Origin of the sequence: Actinacidiphila paucisporea, assembly GCF_900142575.1 — a bacterium.
GTDB classification, from domain to species: Bacteria; Actinomycetota; Actinomycetes; order Streptomycetales; family Streptomycetaceae; genus Actinacidiphila; species Actinacidiphila paucisporea.
Genome location: NZ_FRBI01000001.1, coordinates 185394 through 202730, shown reverse-complemented (window position 1 = coordinate 202730; position 17337 = coordinate 185394). Strand labels below are relative to the sequence as shown.

Below are 17337 nucleotides of genomic sequence, written 5' to 3'. Positions count from 1 at the left end.
CGCCACCATGGTGGCCATGACGTACGAGCCGCACGACGAGGCAGCACCCACCGGTGCCACCCGCGCCACCGCCGGGGAGGAATCGGCGCCCGAGGAGAGCGCGCGCCGACCGCGTATCGCCCGGGGCCGGGAGCACAAGGTGCTGGCCGGCGTCTGCGACGGCGCGGGCCGCTACTTCGGCGTCGACCCGGTGATCTTCCGTATCGTGCTCGCCGTCCTGTCGCTGACCGGCGGCATAGGCCTGATCATCTACGGCATGGGCTGGCTGGTCATCCCGCAGGAGGGCGAGGAGCAGAGCGAGGCGCACCGGCTGATGTCGGGGCGGATCGAGGGGGCCCCGCTGACCGCGGTCCTGATGGCGCTGGTCGGCTGCGGCCTGTACGCCTCGATGCTCGGCAACGGCGCCAACCAGGCCTTCTCACTGATCCTGCTGTTCGCCACCGCGAGCGCCGTCTACTGGTCGACGCAGCGCAGGCGGGCGCCCGGCGAGGCGGCCTCGCCGGCGGCGGCCGCGGGCGTGGTGGACGCGCCGCCCGCCGTCCAGGCGCCGCCGGAGCCGGGCGGGTCGCCGTCCTGGTGGCGCGACCCGCTGGCGAAGGAGCCGCCGCCGTATCTGTGGGGCCCCGACGACGGGCCGTACGGCGACATCGACCGGCAGGCGTGGCGGGACCGGAAGAAGGCGGTCAGGGCGGGGCAGGAGCGCAACTGGCCGTTCGCGCTGGCGGTCCTGCTGCTGACGGTAACGGCGCTGGCGGTCGGCACCGGGGTGTCCTGGCCGTACCAGCCGGTGCGCGTCAGCGCGGAGATCGGCCTGGCGTCGGCGCTCGGCGTGCTGGGCGCGGCCTTCGTGGTCGGGTCCTTCGCCGGACGGGCCAGGGGCGGCACCGCATTCTTCGCGGTGCTGACGCTGGCGGCGCTGGTCGGCGTCACCTCGCTGCCCAGGACCGGCCACGGCGTGGGCACCACCACCTGGCGCCCGGTCACCGCGGCGGGCGTGCACCAGCTGTACGAGCGCGGCACCGGGCGCGGCCTGCTCGACCTGCGCGCGCTCCCGCTGGACGGCGGCACCGTGCACACCCACCTCAAGGTGGGCGCGGGCCAGGCGGAAGTGCTGCTGCCACCGGGCGCCACCGTGGTGCTCGACTACGACCTCGGCGCCGGTGAGACCGTGCTGCCGGGAAAGGTGAATCACGGCGTGGACGTCAAGACCGGACAGCACCGCACGGTGACGCTGCGGCCCCCCGCGGGCACCGCGTCGACCGGCACCCTCGACCTGCGGGTCGAGGTCGGCGTCGGCCGGCTCAAGGTGGTCCGGTGAACAGGCACCGCTTCGAACCCGCGGCCCTGGTCATGGGCCTGGTCCTGATCACCCTGACCGTCTTCTTCCTGCTGGACGCGGGCGGCGTGTGGGACCTGCGCCCCTCCCGCTCAGGCCCGCTGGCCCTCGGCGGCCTGGCACTGGCCGCCGCGGCCGGCATCGTCACGCAGGCGGCGCGGTCCGTACGGGCCCGCCGTGCACGGCGGCGCCCGTAGCGTCCGCGGTGGCGGTACGCGCCGCCGGCACGGCGCCACCCTGCCGGCGGCGGCGCAGCCACCGGTCGAGGGACACGGTGGGCGCCCCGGCCAGCACCAGCGGCAGCCACGCCATCAGGTACGCCAGGTCGTTGCCGTAGTAGTACGGCGACGTGGACCAGCTCACGGTCAGCCACAGGCTCAGCGAGATCGCCGCACCGCCGGCCGCCGCGACCCGCCCCAGCAGCCCGACCAGCGTGCCGAGGCCGACCGCCAGCTCGCCGAGCGCTATCGCGTACCCGAACGGATGCGGCGCCTTGAGCGCGAGGTCGATCATCCCGGGGATCGCGGCCGAGTCGTGCGACCCGTGCAGGATCTGCACCAGCGACCCGCTGGCACCGTCGGAGAGGAAGGTGTCACTGGTCAGCTTGTCCAGGCCGGCGTAGATGAAGGTCACCCCGAGGAAGACCCGCAACGGCAGCAGAGCATGGCGCCGGGCGGTCTCCCGCCAGCTGTCGATGGTGTCGCGCATCGTCTCCCGCCTCTCCCGCCGCGCGCGTGTCGTCGAGCGGAAGCGGCCTTCCGGTGCGCGGGCGTCCGAGAGTCATACGTACACCAGCGCGCTGTGACTCACCCGAACGGCGAGAAGTCCGCGGGAGGCGCGGAAGACGGCCGCCCGGCGGCTACTCCCACTCGATCGTGCCCGGGGGCTTGCTCGTGATGTCGAGGGTGACCCGGTTGACGTCCTTGACCTCGTTGGTGATGCGGGTGGAGATACGGGCCAGGATGTCGTAGGGCAGGCGGGACCAGTCGGCGGTCATCGCGTCCTCGGAGGAGACCGGGCGCAGCACGATGGGGTGGCCGTAGGTGCGGCCGTCGCCCTGGACGCCGACCGAGCGGACGTCGGCGAGCAGTACGACCGGGCACTGCCAGATGTCCCGGTCCAGGCCGGCCGCGGTCAGCTCCTCGCGGGCGATCGCGTCGGCCTCGCGGAGCAGGTCGAGGCGCTCGCGGGTGACCTCGCCGACGATGCGGATGCCCAGGCCGGGCCCGGGGAAGGGCTGCCGCTGGACGATCTCCTCGGGCAGGCCCAGCTCCTGGCCGACCATCCGGACCTCGTCCTTGAAGAGCTTGCGCAGCGGTTCGACCAGCTGGAATTCCAGGTCCTCGGGGAGGCCGCCGACATTGTGGTGCGACTTGATGTTGGCGGTGCCGGTGCCACCGCCGGACTCCACCACGTCGGGGTAGAGGGTGCCCTGGACCAGGAACTCCACCGGGTGGTCGCCGGGCGCCTCTGCGACGATCTCGGCCTGCGCCTGCTCGAAGACCCGGATGAACTCCCGGCCGATGATCTTGCGCTTCTGCTCGGGGTCGGACACCCCGGCCAGCGCGGACAGGAAGCGCTCGGAGGCGTCCACGACCCTGAGCTGCACCCCGGTCGCGGCCACGAAGTCCTTCTCGACCTGCTCGGTCTCGCCCTTGCGCATCAGCCCGTGGTCGACGTAGACGCAGGTCAGCTGGCTGCCGATGGCCTTTTGGACCAGGGCGGCCGCGACGGCGGAGTCGACGCCGCCGGACAGGCCGCAGATGGCCCGGCTGCTGCCGACCTGGGCGCGGATCAGCGCGACCTGCTCGTCCACCACGTTGGTGGTGGTCCAGGTCGGGGCCAGGCCGGCGCCGCGGTAGAGGAAGTGCTCGAGGATCTGCTGGCCGTGCGTGGTGTGCAGCACCTCGGGGTGGTACTGCACGCCGTAGAGCCGCTTCTCGTCGTTCTCGAACGCGGCGACCGGGACGACGTCGGTGGAGGCGGTCACCGTGAAGCCCTCGGGCGCGGCCGAGCACGCGTCGCCGTGCGACATCCACACCGACTGCTGGTCGGGGGTGCCCTCGAAGAGCGTCGAGGCGGCCCTGGAAACGGTCAGCTCCGTACGCCCGTACTCGCGCGCCCCGGTGTTGTCGACGGTGCCGCCCAGCGTCGTCGCCATCAGCTGGAAGCCGTAGCACATGCCGAAGACCGGCACCCCGGCCTCGAAGAGCGCCCGGTCCAGCGTCGGCGCGCCCGGCTCGTAGACCGACGAGGGGCCGCCGGACAGGATGACCGCCTTCGGGCCCTTCGCCAGCATCTCGGCGACCGGCATGGTCGAGGGCACGATCTCGCTGTACACCCGCGCCTCACGCACCCGGCGGGCGATGAGCTGGGCATACTGCGCCCCGAAGTCGACGACGAGGACGGTGTCCGTCGCGGCCTCGGTGCTGGGGTCGGGGGCGGCGGGGGTCGCAGATGCCACGGGCTGCCTTCCGGCGGTTGCTGCAATGGGGTCGGATACCAATTCTACCGTCGCCCCGATCGGCCCCATGACCTCGCACACCCGGCGACCCTTTCGAGGGGGATCACCCAAACGGCACGTGACCGGGCGGTGGCCCCTTCGTTGGAGGTGGTGTCCGTGCCAGCCAGGGGCGGTAACCCAACACCACGCGTGGAATGGACACCGCCCAGACGCAGCTGGGCGGGGTGTGACCGGTGCGATGAGGCGGGCCGCAGCAATGCGCCCGCCGTGGGACCTCGCCTCGGTGCAAAGGTGACCGGACGGCAGGGGACAGCAGCCCGGTCACGACTCTAAAGAGGCGGTCGGTGCCGGGGACGCCCGGAACCGGCCGCTCTGCGAAGAGAACACCACGCAGCACACATTACAGCGTGTTCCGCACTATTTGTCAGGAACGGTCTGCGCCGGCGGCACCGCGGGAACGGGCAGCAGCGGCAGCCGCAGACCGCCGAAGGCGTCCTCCGGCACCACCGGGGCGGTCGGCCTGACCGCGGCGATCCTGCGGTAGGCCTCGCCCTGGGCCGGCCGCGGGTCCGCCTCGCCCCGGTTCGGCCACAGCGACATCGCCCGTTCCGCCTGCGCGGTGATGGTCAGCGACGGGTTCACGCCGAGGTTCGCCGACACGGCCGCGCCGTCCACCACATGGATGCCCGGGTAGCCGAAGAGCCGGTGGTAGGGGTCGATCACGCCGTGCTCGGCGTCCTCGCCGATCGGGCAGCCGCCCAGGAAGTGCGCGGTCATCGGGCGCTGCGTGGCCTCGCCGACATTGCTGCCGGGGAAGCCGTTGATCTGCTCGGCGATCAGCCGGGCCGCCTGCGCGCCCTCGGGGATGTGCACCGGGTTGGGCTCGCCGTGGCCCTGCCGCGCGGTCAGCAGCCCCTTGCCCAGGCCCTTGGTCTTCCGGTACGTCGCCAGCGAGTTGTCGCTGGTCTGCATGACCAGGCCGATGATCGTGCGCTCCGACCAGCGGTAGTTGGACAGCGAGCGCAGCGCCACCACCGGGTGCTTGACGTTGTTGCCGAGGAATTCCAGCCAGCGCGGCACCCTGCCGCGGTAGGGCGCGGCCAGCAGCGACAGCGAGCCCATCGCGTTGGAGCCGCGGCCGTAGCGGACCGGCTCGATGTGGGTGTGGTCGTTGGGGTGCACCGACGAGGTGATGGCCACGCCCCGGGTGAAGTCCAGCGTCCGGTCCGGGTGCTTCCTGCGGTAGCGGCCCGGCGTGGTCTGGGCGCCGACCAGCGCCTCCGAGTTCGTCCGGGTCAGCTCGCCGAGCCGGGCCGACATCCGGGGCAGCCGGCCGGCGTCCCGCATGGCGTGCAGCAGCGTCTGCGTGCCGTACGTGCCCGCCGCGACCACCACCTGCCCGGCCCGCAGTGCCCGCCGCTCGCCCTTCCTGCGGCGGTCGGTGGGGACGGTGGTGACCCGGTAGCCGCCCTCGGGGTCCTCGGCCAGGTCGACGACGGTGGTCATCGGGTGGACGACCGCGCCTGCCTGCTGCGCCAGGTGCAGGTAGTTCTCGTTGAGGGTGTTCTTGGCACCGTGCCGGCACCCGGTCATGCACTCCCCGCACTCGGTGCACGCCTTCCTGGACGGCCCGGCCCCGCCGAAGTACGGATCGGGGACCTCCTCGCCGGGCTTCGCCTTCTGCCGGCCGTCCGCGTCCTCACCGTCACCGAAGAAGACGCCGACGGGGGCCAGGTGGAAGGTGTCGCCGACACCCATCTGCTCGGCGGCGGCCTTCAGATGCACGTCCGAGGGCGTGACGGTGGGATTGAGCCGCACCCCGAGCATGCGCCGCGCCTGGTCGTAGTACGGCGCCAACTCCTCCTGCCAGTCGGTGATGCGGCCCCACTGGCGGTCCTGGAAGAAGGCGGCGGGCGGCACGTAGAGGGTGTTGGCGTAGTTGAGCGAGCCGCCGCCCACCCCGGCGCCGGCCAGCACCAGCACATTGCCGAGGACGTGGATGCGCTGGATGCCGTACAGGCCGAGCGCGGGCGCCCACAGGTAGTTCTTGACGTCCCAGGAGTTCCTGGGCAGTTCGTCACGGGCGAAGCGGCGGCCGGCCTCCAGCACCGCGACCCGGTAGCCCTTCTCGGTCAGCCGCAGCGCCGAGACGGCGCCGCCGAAGCCGGAGCCGATGACGATCACGTCGTAGTCGTGGCCGTGGCCGTCGTCGCGGCCGCTGTCCTTGGCGTCTTCCTGTGACATCCAGTGCCTCCCGCGCTCAGCGCATCCGGAGCTTCTTCATCAGCCGCAGCGAACGGGTCAGGAAAGCCGCGTACTTCTCGTCGTCCATGCCGAAGGAGGGCGCCATGGGGAGCAGCCGCTGCGTGGCGACGGTCTGGGCCTCGGTGAACTTCAGGATGCCCTCCGAGCCGTGCCTGCGGCCCAGCCCCGAGTCCTTCATGCCGCCCATCGGGGCGTGCACGCTGCCGTAGGCGGCGGCGTAGGCCTCGTTGACGTTCACCGTGCCCGAGCGCAGCCGGGCCGCGATACGGGCGCCGCGGCGGGTGTCCCGGGTCCAGACGCTGGAATTGAGGCCGTAATCCGTGGAGTTGGCCCGCTCGACCGCCTCCTCCTCGTCGCGGAAGCGGTAGACGGAGACGACCGGCCCGAAGGTCTCCTCGGTGCACACCGCCATCGGCGCCTCGACGCCGTCCAGGATCGTCGGCTCGTAGACGTACGGCCCGATGTCCGGCCGCGCCCGGCCGCCGGCCAGCACCTTCGCGCCCTTCTCGCGCGCCTCGTCCACGTGGCGCGTCACCACGTCCAACTGCCGCCGCCCCACCAGCGATCCCATGCCCGCGCCGTACGCCAGCGCCGTGCCGAGCCTCAACGCCTTCGTCCTGGCGGCGAATTTCGACAGGAAGGCGTCGGCCACCGTCTCGTCGACGAACAACCGCTCGACGGAGATGCACAGCTGGCCCGCCGAGGCGAAGCAGGCGCGGACCGCGCCGTCCGCGGCCTTGTCCAGGTCCGCGTCGCGCAGCACCAGCAGCGCGTTCTTGCCGCCCAGCTCCAGGCTCGCCCCGATCAGCCGGGCGGCCGCGCGCTGCGCCACCTCGCGGCCCGTGCGGGTCGAGCCGGTGAAGGACACGTAGTCAGCGTGGTCGACCACCGCGGGCCCGACGACCGGTCCGTCGCCGATCACGATCTGCCACACGCCCTCGGGCAGTCCCGCCTCGATCATCCGCTCGCGCGCCCACAGCGCGGTCAGCGCGGTCTCGGTGTCCGGCTTCATCACGACGGCGTTGCCCGCGACCAGGGCGGGCAGGGCGTCCCCCACCGACAGCTCGAACGGGTAGTTCCACGGGGCGATCTGCCCCACCACCCCGCGCGGCTGGCGCAGTTCGACCGTACGGGTCAGCGTCGGGATCGCGCCCTGGTGCCGCTTCGGCCCCAGATACGCCGGGGCCTTGCGCCCGTAGTGCCGCGCCGCCATCGCGACGACCTGCACCTCCTCGTGCGCGTGCAGGCGGGCCTTGCCCGTCTCGACCTGGATGAGGTCAAGCACCTCGGCCTGCCGCTCCAGGACCAGGTCGTGGAACCTGAGCAGTACGCCGGCCCGCCGGCGGACCGGCGTCCGCGCCCACGCGGCCTGGGCGCTCCTGGCCCTCCTGAACGCCTCCGCGACATCGTCCGGCGACGCCTCCGGATACTCGGCGAGCCGCTCGCCGGTGAGCGGCGTATGGCTCACCGTCCTGGTCTCCCCCAGCAGCCCGCGCGTCAGCCGCGCCACCACCTCGGGTGTGACGACGTCTCCCGCACTCCGCGCCCCGGCCGGTGCGGCCGGGTTCCCGTCCTGCGGTGCGATCGCTTCTGCCAGCTCCGGGGAATCCGTCATGCGGGTGAGGTTACGATGCCGGGTCACTGCGTGGCTACCCGTGAGTAAGCCCCATTCCGACCGTGACCCGATTCCCCGGCCTGCCCGGCCGGGCCTGGGGTAACCCTCGGTAGCGCCACCCCCGTCCCCGGGGGCCCCGGGGGGTGCGTGCCCCTTGCGGTGCGGTGCTTGCTTTCCCGCCTTCCCGGCTGGGCGCGCAGTTCCCCGCGCCCCTGAAAAACGCGTGCCCTCCTGCGCAAGGTCCAGCCCCCGGCAGGGGCCAACGCTGGGCGGAGGAGGACGGAGCGCCCCGCCGAAGAGGCGGGAAAGAAAGCAACGCACCGCAGGGGGCAATCGCCTCAGGGGGTGAAGGTGGTGCGGGCGGTGTCGAAGGTGGTGCGGGTCGATTCGACCTGGGTGACCGGGCCCGACACCCACATGTCGTACATGCGACCGTCCTGCGTCCAGCACAGGTCGAAGGTGCGGCGGGCGCCGCTGCCGTCGGCGAAGCCGTCGTAGGTGAACTCCCACAGCGCGGCCTCCCGGCCGTTCTGCGTGGTCCGGGTGATGACGCCGTCACGGTAACCGGCGTAGGGGCCGTGCGCGCCGAGCGCCTCGACGTGCTGGGCGTGCATGACGGCGTACGGGCCGCCGGGGTCGGGGGCCTGGACGCGCTCGCCGAAGCGGAAGGCGCGGTCGGGCGACCAGTAGTAGACGCGGGGTGCGGCCTCCTGCCGCGTGTAGCCGGCAGGAAGGGCGACGGAGAAGCCGCGCTTGTCGGTGACCGTACGGAAGCCGGCCGGCAGGGCCGGCGCCGGCGTGGTGGCCGCGACCGCCGGCGCCGGGGTGGGCGTGTGCGTCGAGGGCGCGGTCGTCGGCGGCGGTGCTGCGGCCGCGGGGTGGGCGCCGCTGTCCCGGGTGACCACGAGCGCCGCCGTGCCGCCCGCGACGACGGCGATGAGGATGGCGGCCCCCAGCACGGCGAGCACCCGGCGCTTGCGGCCCCGCGGCCGGGGCGGCGGCTCATCGACGGGGAGTTCGGGTGTCGGCGCGTCCGGGGTGGGCGGCTCGACGCCGGTCTCGGCGTAGGCGACCAGGACGGTCTGCACGTCCGCCGCGGCCATCCGGCGGGCCGGGTCCCGTTCGAGCAGCGCGCGGACGACCGGCAGCAGCGGGCCGACCGTCGCCGGCGGCGTGATGTCGGCGAAGGCGACGGCGTGCACGATCTCGCCGATCGACTCCCGCTGGAAGGGCGAGTGGCCCTCGACGGCCGCGCACAGCAGCGCGCCCAGCGACCACAGGTCGGACTCGGGCCCCGCGGGCCGGCCCGACATCCGCTCGGGCGCGGTGTATTCGGGCGAGCCGACGAACGCCCCGGTCTCGCTGATCGTGGCGCTGCCCGGTATGCGGGCTATGCCGAAGTCGGTGAGGACGACGCGGCCGCTGGTGCGGTCGATGAGGACGTTCGCCGGCTTGACGTCGCGGTGCTGGATGCCGTGCGCGTGCGCGGCGAGCAGCGCGCCGGCGACGGCCGCGCAGATCCTGGCGGCCTCGCGCGGTGCCAACGGGCCGTCCTCGCGCAGGACATCGGCCAGAGAGCGGCCCTCGACCAGCTCCATCACGATCCACGGGCGGCCGTCCTGCTCCACGACGTCGTGCACGACGACCACGTGGGGGTGCCGGATCCTCGCGACGCTGCGGGCCTCACGCAGCGCCCGGTCGTGCTGGCGGCCCGACTCCGGGTGCAACTCCTTGACGGCCACCTGCCGGTGGAGCAGTTCGTCCGTCGCCGCCCATACGGTGCCCATGCCGCCGCGGCCGACGCGTGCGGTGAGGCGGTAACGCCCCGCGACGACATCCCGCGGTGCCGCGGCGCCCCGCCCCCCGTCACTCGCCATGCCCCCATCATGCCGCACCCCTCCGGGGCGGCGCCCCGATTCGCCCCGAGCTGCTCGGCCCGGCGGCCCGGCGGCCCGCTGGGCAGCGGCGGCGGTCAGGTCACGTCAGGTCACGGCGCCGTGTAGGTCTCGACGACCTTGTCGAAAGCGCGCTGCACGGCGGCCCGCTGGGAGTCGGGGCCGTAGATGAGGATCACGTGGTAGCGGCCGCCGATCTGGACGGCGAGGTTGCGGGCGTAGATGGACACCTGGTCGGCGTTCCGCCAGGTGTACTCGCCCTCGGCGGCGGGGTGTCCGGCCACGGTCACGGCCTGGAGGCCGGCCGCGGAGGACCAGGAGGACGCGCGGAAGTCGGCCAACTCGGGCTCGACCAGCTGGTAGGCCACCGGGTCGTCGGTGTCGCCGGACGCCTTGTCGCGGCCGGGCACGACCGTCATCGTGAGGTCGCTCCCGGCGTAACGCACCTGCCCCCTGGCATTCTTGCCGGCGCGCTGCCATCCGGTGTGGACCGCGACGGTGAAGCCGGCGGGGTCGGTGCGCAGCGCGAAGTCCGAACCCAGGTCGGGGGGCGGCGGCGCCGCCGTGGTGGCCGCGTGGGTGGGGGGCTTGGCCGGCGGCTTGGCCACGGTGTGCGACGGCGACGCGGACGGCGAAGAGGACTTGGGCTTGTTCCCGCCGGAACCCGGCATCTGCGCCGGTACCGTACGGTCCCCGCCCGAGCCGCCGTTGGTGTCGTCGCGGTGCGGCAGCAGCAGGACCACGAAGACGACGAGCGCGACCAGCACCGCCAGGACCAGCACCAGCAGGCGGGCGCCGAGCCGGCGCGGGACGGCGGAGCCGGCGGCGGACGTGGAGGAGACGATCTGCTCCTCGTGGTAATGCTCCTGCCGGACCTCGCTGCGCCGCACCTTCTCCCGCTTGGCCTTGGCGACCTTGGCCTGCTTGCCGCGGGCGTGCCTGCGGTGCTGGAGGCCGGCGGGGTCGGCGGCCTCGCGGCGGCGGCGCCTGACCAGCTCGCCCTTGCGGCGCTTGACCGGCAGCTTGGCCGGGTCGGTGGGGACCTGGACGGTGTGGGCGCCGATCTCCGGCTCGGGCGCGGAGCGGATGAGGGAGCGGAGCCAGCCGCCCAACTCCTCGGCCTCGGGCCGCTCTTCGGGGTCGGGCCGCAGGAGGGACTCGACGACGGGGCGCAGCGGCCCGCACTCCTCGGCGAAGGCCGGCGGTTCGGCGCACACCATCTGCACCAGCTCGGCGGCATTCTCCTCGGGGTAGGGCGGGTGGCCCTGGACGCTGCGGAAGAGCAGGGAGCCCAGCGCCCACAGGTCGGCGGCGGGGCCGACGGGGGGCGACAACTGCCAGTTCTCGTGCACCGGGTGGGCCTGCTCCGGCGCCCAGCGCTCGGTGACGGCGCCGACGACGGTGATGCGGTTCTGCCGGGCCCGTTCCTGTTCGAGCGCGGAGCGCGGGCCGTGCCAGGCGGCCGGGTCCCGTACGCCCGGCTCCGCCGCCTCCGCGGAGCCGCTCATCGCCGGTACGTGCTCGGGCTGTTCGGGCAGCGGGTCGTAGCCGCAGAGGGCTTCCTGAGCGGCGCCGGCCGCCAGGCCGCCGAGCATGGCGCGGCCGTCGTCGCAGACCAGCACCGTGCCCGCGGTGACATTGCGGTGGGTCCAGCCGCTCGCGTGCAGCGCGCGCAGCGCGGTGAGGACGTCGGAGGCGACCTCGGCGGCGCGGTAGGCGTCGATGGGGCGTTCGGCAAGTAAGGCGCCGAGCGGGCGGCCGGACACCAGTTCGCTGGCGATCCACAGGCTTCCGTCCTCGACGAAGATGTCGAAGACCTGCACCAGCCGCGGGTGGTCGGGTATGGCGGCGGCGGCGCGGGCGGCCTCCAGGGCGCGGCGGGAGCTGTCGTCCAGGCCGTCGGGGTCGCCGTCGTCGGTGAATTCGGCGGCCACCACCTCGGGCAGCAGCACCTGGTGGACCAGGACCTCCTGGCCGCTGTAGGTGTCGAAGGCGCGGGTCTCCACGAGTTCGTACTCGTCCGCGGGCGGCCTGGGCAGCCGGTAGCGGTCGGCGAGCACCCGCCCTGCGTATTCGTCCACGGCGCCCCCTCCCTGACCCGGTCGGACTGCGGTGCGAACCGGTCACGTCCGGGCGGTTCCGGATGCGTACAGTTCGCGCCCCTTCACGATACGTGCTGCGGCACGCTCACTCGGCCGGTTTGAACGTGTAGAAGACGACGTCGCGGATGTGCCGGTTCGCGTCGCTGTTCCACGAGTCGGCGGGGAAGTCGAGCAGCAGCGCGTATCCGTGGTGAGCGTCCGTCACCATGCCCCGGTTCTGGACCCGCACGTGCGTACCCGTACCCGTAAGGGTCCGTTTGTACTCCCAGTCAGCGGCGTCGTATCCGCGGTAGGAGACCTTGTGGACGCCGATCAGCTGGTAGTCCTTCAGCCTCGGGCCGACCGACTGCGAATCGCTCTGCCATTTAGCGAGCGCGCTGGGGCCGGGCTTCGAGGTGAAGTCGATCAGCAGTTCGCCGCCCGCGGGACCCTGGAAGAGCGTGCCCGTGCTGTAGCGGTTCTGGCTCGCGGGCACCTGCCTCCAGTCCGCGGGGATGGCCACCGAGGACTTCCCCGCGCCCTGGACGAGGGTGAAGCCGGTGGGTGGGTTGCCCGGCCCGCCTGCCGGGTCGACCGTCGCGGACGGCGTGCCGCCCTTGCCCGCGGAGTCGCCGGAACCTCCGGAGCCCTTACCGGAGTTACCGGAGTCGCTGGTGGGCGTGGTCGCCGAGGGCGACGGCTTGCTGCTGCCGCCGCCTGCCGTCTTCGGCGCGGACGTCGGAGCGCTCTTGTTGCTGTCGCCGCCTTTCCCGCCACCGGAGTTGGCGAGCGCCATGCCTATCACCGTGCCCAGCACGGCGAGTACGAGGACGGCGACACCGATCAGCAGGGTGCGGCGCGGTACGACGTCGGTGAGCGAGCCGCGCCCGGGCTGCGGCAGGCCGGCCGACGCGCCCGGCTCCGGCGCGGGCTCGGGCGCGGGTTCGGCCGCCGCTTCGGCCGCGGCCGCGGCCGCGGGCTTCGCGTCGGACTTGGCGGGCTTCGCGTCGGACTTCGCGGGCTTGGCCGCCGCCTTGCGCACCGCGCGCAGCGCCTCGCGCACCCTGGCCTGCTCGGCCGCCGTCTGCGGCGCGTCGGTGGGCGCGTCGGTCGGGGTCGGCTGAGGGTCGACGGGCAGCACGGCCGTGGGGGCGTCACCGGCGGGCGCGGGCGGTGCCACCGGCCGATCGGGGGCCTTGGCGACGCGCTCCAGCATCGTGCGGGCGGCCCGCTCGTCTAGGCGCTGCTCGGGGTCCTTGGCCAGCAGGCCGGTGATGACGGGGGCGAGCGGTCCGGCGTTGGGCATCTCTCCGACCGGCTCGGTCATCACCGCGGTCAGGGTGGCGATCGCCGAGCCCTTGTCGTAGGGCGGCCGGCCCTCGACGGCGGCGAAGAGCAGCACGCCCAGCGACCACAGGTCGGCGGGCGGGCCCGGCTTCTGGCCGCGGGCGCGCTCGGGCGAGATGTACGAGGGCGCGCCGACCAGCATGCCGGTGGAGGTGACCGACGGGTCGCCGTCGATCTGCGCGATGCCGAAGTCGCCGAGCACGACCCGCGAGTCGTCGGCGATGAGCACGTTGGACGGTTTGACGTCGCGGTGCAGGATGCCCTCGCGGTGTGCGGCGGACAGCACGTCGAGGATGACGAGCCCGACTTCCGCCGCCCGCTTGGGAGTCAGCGGCCCGTCCTCGCGGATCGCGTCGGACAGCGACCTGCCCTCGATCAGCTCCATCACGATCCACGGCCGGTCGTCCTCCTTGACGACGTCGTAGACGGTGATGGCGCCGCTGTTGCGGATCCGGGCGGTCGCCTTGGCCTCGCGCAGGGTGCGCGTGACCATGCGGCGCTTCTCCTCGTCGTCAACGTCGCCGGGGAAGCGCAGTTCCTTGACGGCGACGGTACGGCCCAGGGTCTCGTCGACCGCGCGCCACACCGTGCCCATCCCGCCTCTGCCCAGTACGCCGTCGAGGCGGTACCGGTCGGCGAGCACGCGTCCGTCGGTACCTTCAACCTCGCTCATGGGTTCCCTCTGCAGTCCTGCGGTGTGGATCCCCATCATCCCCGAAGGGGACGCGGAGACGCGAATACGGATGTCGGGCAGCGCGTCAGTCCTGCTGCCGGAAGCCGGCCAGCGCATTGTCGAACACCGGACTATACGTATCCCATTGGGACTTCGGCGCGGACAAGTACACCGCGTACTCGCGGCCGCCCTCCTTGCCGAACCCGAAGTCGATCGCGCGGAAGACGGTGCCGGTGGTGGAGCCCTTGAAGGTGAACTCCCACAGGCCGGCGTCCTGACCCGACGAGGTCTTGGTGGGCAGCATCCGCATGCGGTGGTAGTTCTTCACCTGGCTCGCGGTCTGCGGCTCCAGTTCCTTCCAGTGCTGGTAGGGGTCGGGGCCGGCGAAGTTCAGGGCGCTGATCTTGAGGGCGACGGTGTCGGTGGGGTCGACGTAGCTGACCTGGTCGCCGTTGTCGGTGACGTTCTTCGTCCAGTGGTCGGGCACCGGGACGCTGTAGCCGCGGTTGGCCTGGTGCTCCAGGTGGTAGCCGTCAGGGACGGGCGGCGGCTCCGGCGTGGTCGTGGCCGGCTCGGTGGTGGGCTCCGTGGTGGGCTCCGTGGTGGCCGGGGTCGTCGCGGTGGTGGTCGGGGCGCCGGTCGTGCCGCCGTTGCCGCCGTCCCCGCCCGCGGCGTCGGAGCGGTCGGCCCGGTCCACGGCGTAGGCGATGCCCCCGGCGATCACGGCGACGGCGAGCGCGGCGGCGACCCAGCGGCCGGGGCGGCGGCGGCCGGGGCCGTGCTGGGCGTGCTGCGGTTCGTGCGGGTGCTGCGCGTGCTGGCCGTGCTGGCCCGTCGGGTGCCGGCCCTGTCCCGGCGGCTGCGTGCCACCGCCGGTGTCGGGGCCGGCCGGCGGCTCGGACGAGGGGAGCCGCTCGGTGAGGCCGACCTGCTCGACCAGCGCGGTGTCCTGCTCCCCCGCCGGTATCCGCAGCATCCGCTCGGCCTCTTCGGCCGACAGCCGCTCGCCGGGCTCCTTGGCCAGCAGCCCGGCGATCACCTGGGTCAGCGCGCCGGCGTTCGGCGCCGGCACGACGGGCTCCTCGGCGATGGCGTAGGCCGTCTCGATGGCGGTCGGGCGGCGGAAGGGCGACTCGCCCTCGACGGCCTGGTAGAGCGTGGCGCCCAGCGCCCACAGGTCGGCCCCCGGCCCCGGCATGGCGCCCCGGATGCGCTCGGGCGACAGGAAGTCGATGGAGCCGATCAGTTCGCCGGTGCGGGTGAGGGTGGAGGTGCCGGACGCCTGGGCGATGCCGAAGTCGGTCAGCACGACCCGGCCGTCCTCGCCGAGCAGCACGTTGCCGGGTTTGACGTCCCGGTGGAGGACCCCGGCCCGGTGGGCGGCCCGCAGCGCCGCGATCATGCCGCGGCCTATCCGGGCGGCCTCGGCGGGCGGCAGCGCGCCGCGCTGCTTGAGCAGTTCACCCAGGGTCAGCGAGGGGACGTATTCCATGACGATGGTCGGCAGGCCCGCGTCGTCCACCACGTCGTGGACGACGATGACGTTGGGGTGGCTGATCCTGGCGGCGGCGCGGGCCTCGCGGCGGGTGCGCTCGAAGAGCGTGGCCACCTCCTCCTCGGCCAGGTGCGGCTGCGGCGGGTGCAGTTTCTTCACCGCGACCTGGCGGTCGAGGAGTTCGTCCTCGGCCCGCCACACCGTGCCCATCCCGCCGCGGCCGATCCGCTCCATGAGCCGGTAGCGGCCCGCGATCAACCGCCCCTCGTCCGCGGGTCCCACCATGTCGCGCTCCTCCGTCTGTCCCCCGCCCACGCGTTCCGGGAGAGCCTTTCGCGCACTCTCCGTCGCGTCCAGACGCCGTGCGCCTAGAGGGGAACGATATCCGGCGCCCCGAGCCTGGCGGCATCCGCGGTCAGATCATCGGGCTGCAACTGGGATTCGCGTTCGGCCTCCACCCGCTTCTCGTAGTACTCGACCTCCTTGTCGATCTGGTGCTCGTCCCAGCCGAGCACCGGCGCCATCAACTCCGCCGCCTCGCGGGCGCTGCGGGTGCCGCGGTCGAAGGTCTCGATGGAGATGCGCGTCCTGCGGGCCAGCACGTCGTCCAGGTGCCGGGCGCCCTCGTTCGCCGCCGCGTAGACGACCTCGGCCCGCAGGTAGTCGTCCGCGCCGCCCAGCGGTGCGGCCAGCGACGGGTCGTCGGCGATCAGGTCGAGCACCTCGCTGGTCAGGCTGCCGTAGCGCTGGAGCAGGTGCTCTATGCGGGCCACGTGCACGCCGGTGCGGGCCGCGGTCCTCGCGCGGGCGTTCCACTGCGCCTGGTAACCCTCGGCCCCGGCCAGCGGCACGTTCTCGGTGCAGCACTCGGCGACCCGGTAGTCCAGGCCGTGCACGGCCTCGTCCACCGCGTCCTTGGCCATCACGCGGTAGGTCGTGTACTTCCCGCCGGCGACCACCACGAGTCCGGGTACCGGGTGGGCCACCGTGTGCTCCCGGGACAGCTTGCTGGTCGCGTCGGACTCGCCGGCCAGCAGCGGGCGCAGCCCGGCGTAGACGCCCTGGACGTCGTCCCTGGTCAGCGGGGTGGTCAGCACCGCGTTGACGTGGTCGAGCAGGTAGTCGATGTCGGCGCTGGAGGCCGCCGGGTGCGCCTTGTCCAGCTCCCAGTCGGTGTCGGTGGTGCCGACGATCCAGTGCCTGCCCCAGGGGATGACGAAGAGCACGCTCTTCTCGGTGCGCAGGATCAGGCCGCTGCTGGAGTGGATCCGGTCCTTCGGGACCACCAGGTGGATGCCCTTGGACGCCCTGACGTGGAACTGCCCGCGCTCGGCTATCAGCGCCTGGGTGTCGTCGGTCCACACCCCGGTCGCGTTGACCACCTGCTTGGCCCTGATGTCGTACTCGCCGCCCGCCTCGCCGTCGTGCACCCGGGCGCCGACGACGCGCTCGCCCTCGCGGAGGAAGTCGACGACCCGCGCCTGGTTGGCGACGTGCGCGCCGTAGGAGGCGGCGGTACGCACCAGGGTCGCGACGAAGCGCGCGTCGTCGACTCCGGCGTCGTAATACTGCAGCGCGCCCACCAGCGCGTCCTTGCGCAGCGCGGGGGCGATACGCAGCGCGTGCTTGCGGGTCAGGTGGCGGTGCAGCGGCAGGCCGCGGCCGTGGCCCGATGACAGCGACATCGAGTCGTAGAGGGCCACGCCGGAGCCGGCGTAGAGCCGCTCCCAGCCCTTGTGCTGGAGCGGGTAGAGGAAGGGCACCGGGTGCACCAGGTGCGGCGCGAGGCGCTCCAGCAGCAGTCCGCGCTCCTTGAGCGCCTCGCGGACCAGCGCGAAGTCCAGCATCTCCAGATAGCGCAGCCCGCCGTGGATCAGCTTGCTCGACCGGCTCGACGTGCCGGCGGCCCAGTCGCGGGCCTCGACCAGTCCGGTCGACAGTCCGCGGGTCGCGGCGTCCAGCGCGGTCCCGGCGCCGACGACGCCGCCGCCCACCACCAGGATGTCCAGCTCCTTCTCCGCCATCCGGGTGAGGGCTGCTTCCCGCTGGGCCGGTCCGAGTGTCGTCGTACGCATCCGTAACCTCCGTGCCTGCCGATGCTGATTCGGGCTCTCGGTGGGTTCTGCTCGGGCTCCGCCGGGTGCCTGCCCCGAGCCGGCGGGAGTG

The 17337-nt window shown here is 73.2% G+C and carries 11 protein-coding genes; 2 read left to right on the top strand and 9 right to left on the bottom strand.

Going from position 1 to position 17337, the window contains the following annotated elements:
* Positions 1–16 precede the first annotated feature (16 nt).
* The gene (locus tag BUE44_RS01020; RefSeq protein ID WP_073493362.1) at positions 17–1318 is read left to right on the top strand and encodes a PspC domain-containing protein; all 1302 of its coding nucleotides are present in this window, start codon (positions 17–19) and stop codon (positions 1316–1318) included.
* The gene (locus BUE44_RS01015) at positions 1315–1533 is read left to right on the top strand and encodes a hypothetical protein (protein WP_073492514.1); all 219 of its coding nucleotides are present in this window, start codon (positions 1315–1317) and stop codon (positions 1531–1533) included. The genes BUE44_RS01020 and BUE44_RS01015 overlap by 4 nt, the downstream gene beginning before the upstream one ends.
* On the opposite strand, the gene BUE44_RS01010 is transcribed toward BUE44_RS01015, so the two are convergent.
* The 9 genes from BUE44_RS01010 to BUE44_RS00970 all read right to left on the bottom strand — a co-directional run bounded on the left by BUE44_RS01010 (position 1481) and on the right by BUE44_RS00970 (position 17246).
* Complete coding sequence (locus tag BUE44_RS01010) at positions 1481–2044, bottom strand: DoxX family membrane protein (protein ID WP_079189377.1); 564 nt, start codon at positions 2042–2044, stop codon at positions 1481–1483. The genes BUE44_RS01015 and BUE44_RS01010 overlap by 53 nt on opposite strands.
* Positions 2045–2195: 151 nt before the next feature.
* Complete coding sequence (gene guaA, locus BUE44_RS01005) at positions 2196–3800, bottom strand: glutamine-hydrolyzing GMP synthase (protein WP_073492512.1); 1605 nt, start codon at positions 3798–3800, stop codon at positions 2196–2198.
* A 417-nt stretch (positions 3801–4217) separates the two neighbouring features.
* The gene (locus BUE44_RS01000) at positions 4218–6044 is read right to left on the bottom strand and encodes a GMC oxidoreductase (RefSeq protein ID WP_073492510.1); all 1827 of its coding nucleotides are present in this window, start codon (positions 6042–6044) and stop codon (positions 4218–4220) included.
* Between the two features lie 16 nt (positions 6045–6060).
* Positions 6061–7680, bottom strand: coding sequence for a succinic semialdehyde dehydrogenase (locus tag BUE44_RS00995; protein WP_073492508.1), 1620 nt, complete (start codon positions 7678–7680; stop codon positions 6061–6063).
* A 338-nt stretch (positions 7681–8018) separates the two neighbouring features.
* Positions 8019–9557, bottom strand: coding sequence for a serine/threonine-protein kinase (locus BUE44_RS00990; RefSeq protein ID WP_073492506.1), 1539 nt, complete (start codon positions 9555–9557; stop codon positions 8019–8021).
* 110 nt (positions 9558–9667) lie between these two features.
* On the bottom strand, positions 9668–11656 hold the full coding sequence (locus tag BUE44_RS00985) for a protein kinase family protein (protein WP_073492504.1): 1989 nt from the start codon (positions 11654–11656) through the stop codon (positions 9668–9670).
* A gap of 106 nt (positions 11657–11762) precedes the next feature.
* On the bottom strand, positions 11763–13676 hold the full coding sequence (locus tag BUE44_RS00980; RefSeq protein ID WP_079189376.1) for a serine/threonine-protein kinase: 1914 nt from the start codon (positions 13674–13676) through the stop codon (positions 11763–11765).
* 85 nt (positions 13677–13761) lie between these two features.
* Positions 13762–15456, bottom strand: coding sequence for a serine/threonine-protein kinase (locus BUE44_RS00975; RefSeq protein ID WP_073492500.1), 1695 nt, complete (start codon positions 15454–15456; stop codon positions 13762–13764).
* A gap of 83 nt (positions 15457–15539) precedes the next feature.
* Positions 15540–17246, bottom strand: coding sequence for a glycerol-3-phosphate dehydrogenase/oxidase (locus tag BUE44_RS00970; protein WP_073492498.1), 1707 nt, complete (start codon positions 17244–17246; stop codon positions 15540–15542).
* Positions 17247–17337: the final 91 nt, after the last annotated feature.

Coding starts and splice junctions, on each gene's coding strand:
- BUE44_RS01020 (WP_073493362.1), top strand. CDS start 17: ATGACGTACGAGCCGCACGACGAGGCAGCACCCACCGGTGCCACCCGC.
- BUE44_RS01010 (WP_079189377.1), bottom strand. CDS start 2,044: ATGCGCGACACCATCGACAGCTGGCGGGAGACCGCCCGGCGCCATGCT.
- BUE44_RS01000 (WP_073492510.1), bottom strand. CDS start 6,044: ATGTCACAGGAAGACGCCAAGGACAGCGGCCGCGACGACGGCCACGGC.
- BUE44_RS00995 (WP_073492508.1), bottom strand. CDS start 7,680: ATGACGGATTCCCCGGAGCTGGCAGAAGCGATCGCACCGCAGGACGGG.
- BUE44_RS00990 (WP_073492506.1), bottom strand. CDS start 9,557: ATGGCGAGTGACGGGGGGCGGGGCGCCGCGGCACCGCGGGATGTCGTC.
- BUE44_RS00980 (WP_079189376.1), bottom strand. CDS start 13,676: ATGAGCGAGGTTGAAGGTACCGACGGACGCGTGCTCGCCGACCGGTAC.
- BUE44_RS00975 (WP_073492500.1), bottom strand. CDS start 15,456: ATGGTGGGACCCGCGGACGAGGGGCGGTTGATCGCGGGCCGCTACCGG.
- BUE44_RS00970 (WP_073492498.1), bottom strand. CDS start 17,246: ATGCGTACGACGACACTCGGACCGGCCCAGCGGGAAGCAGCCCTCACC.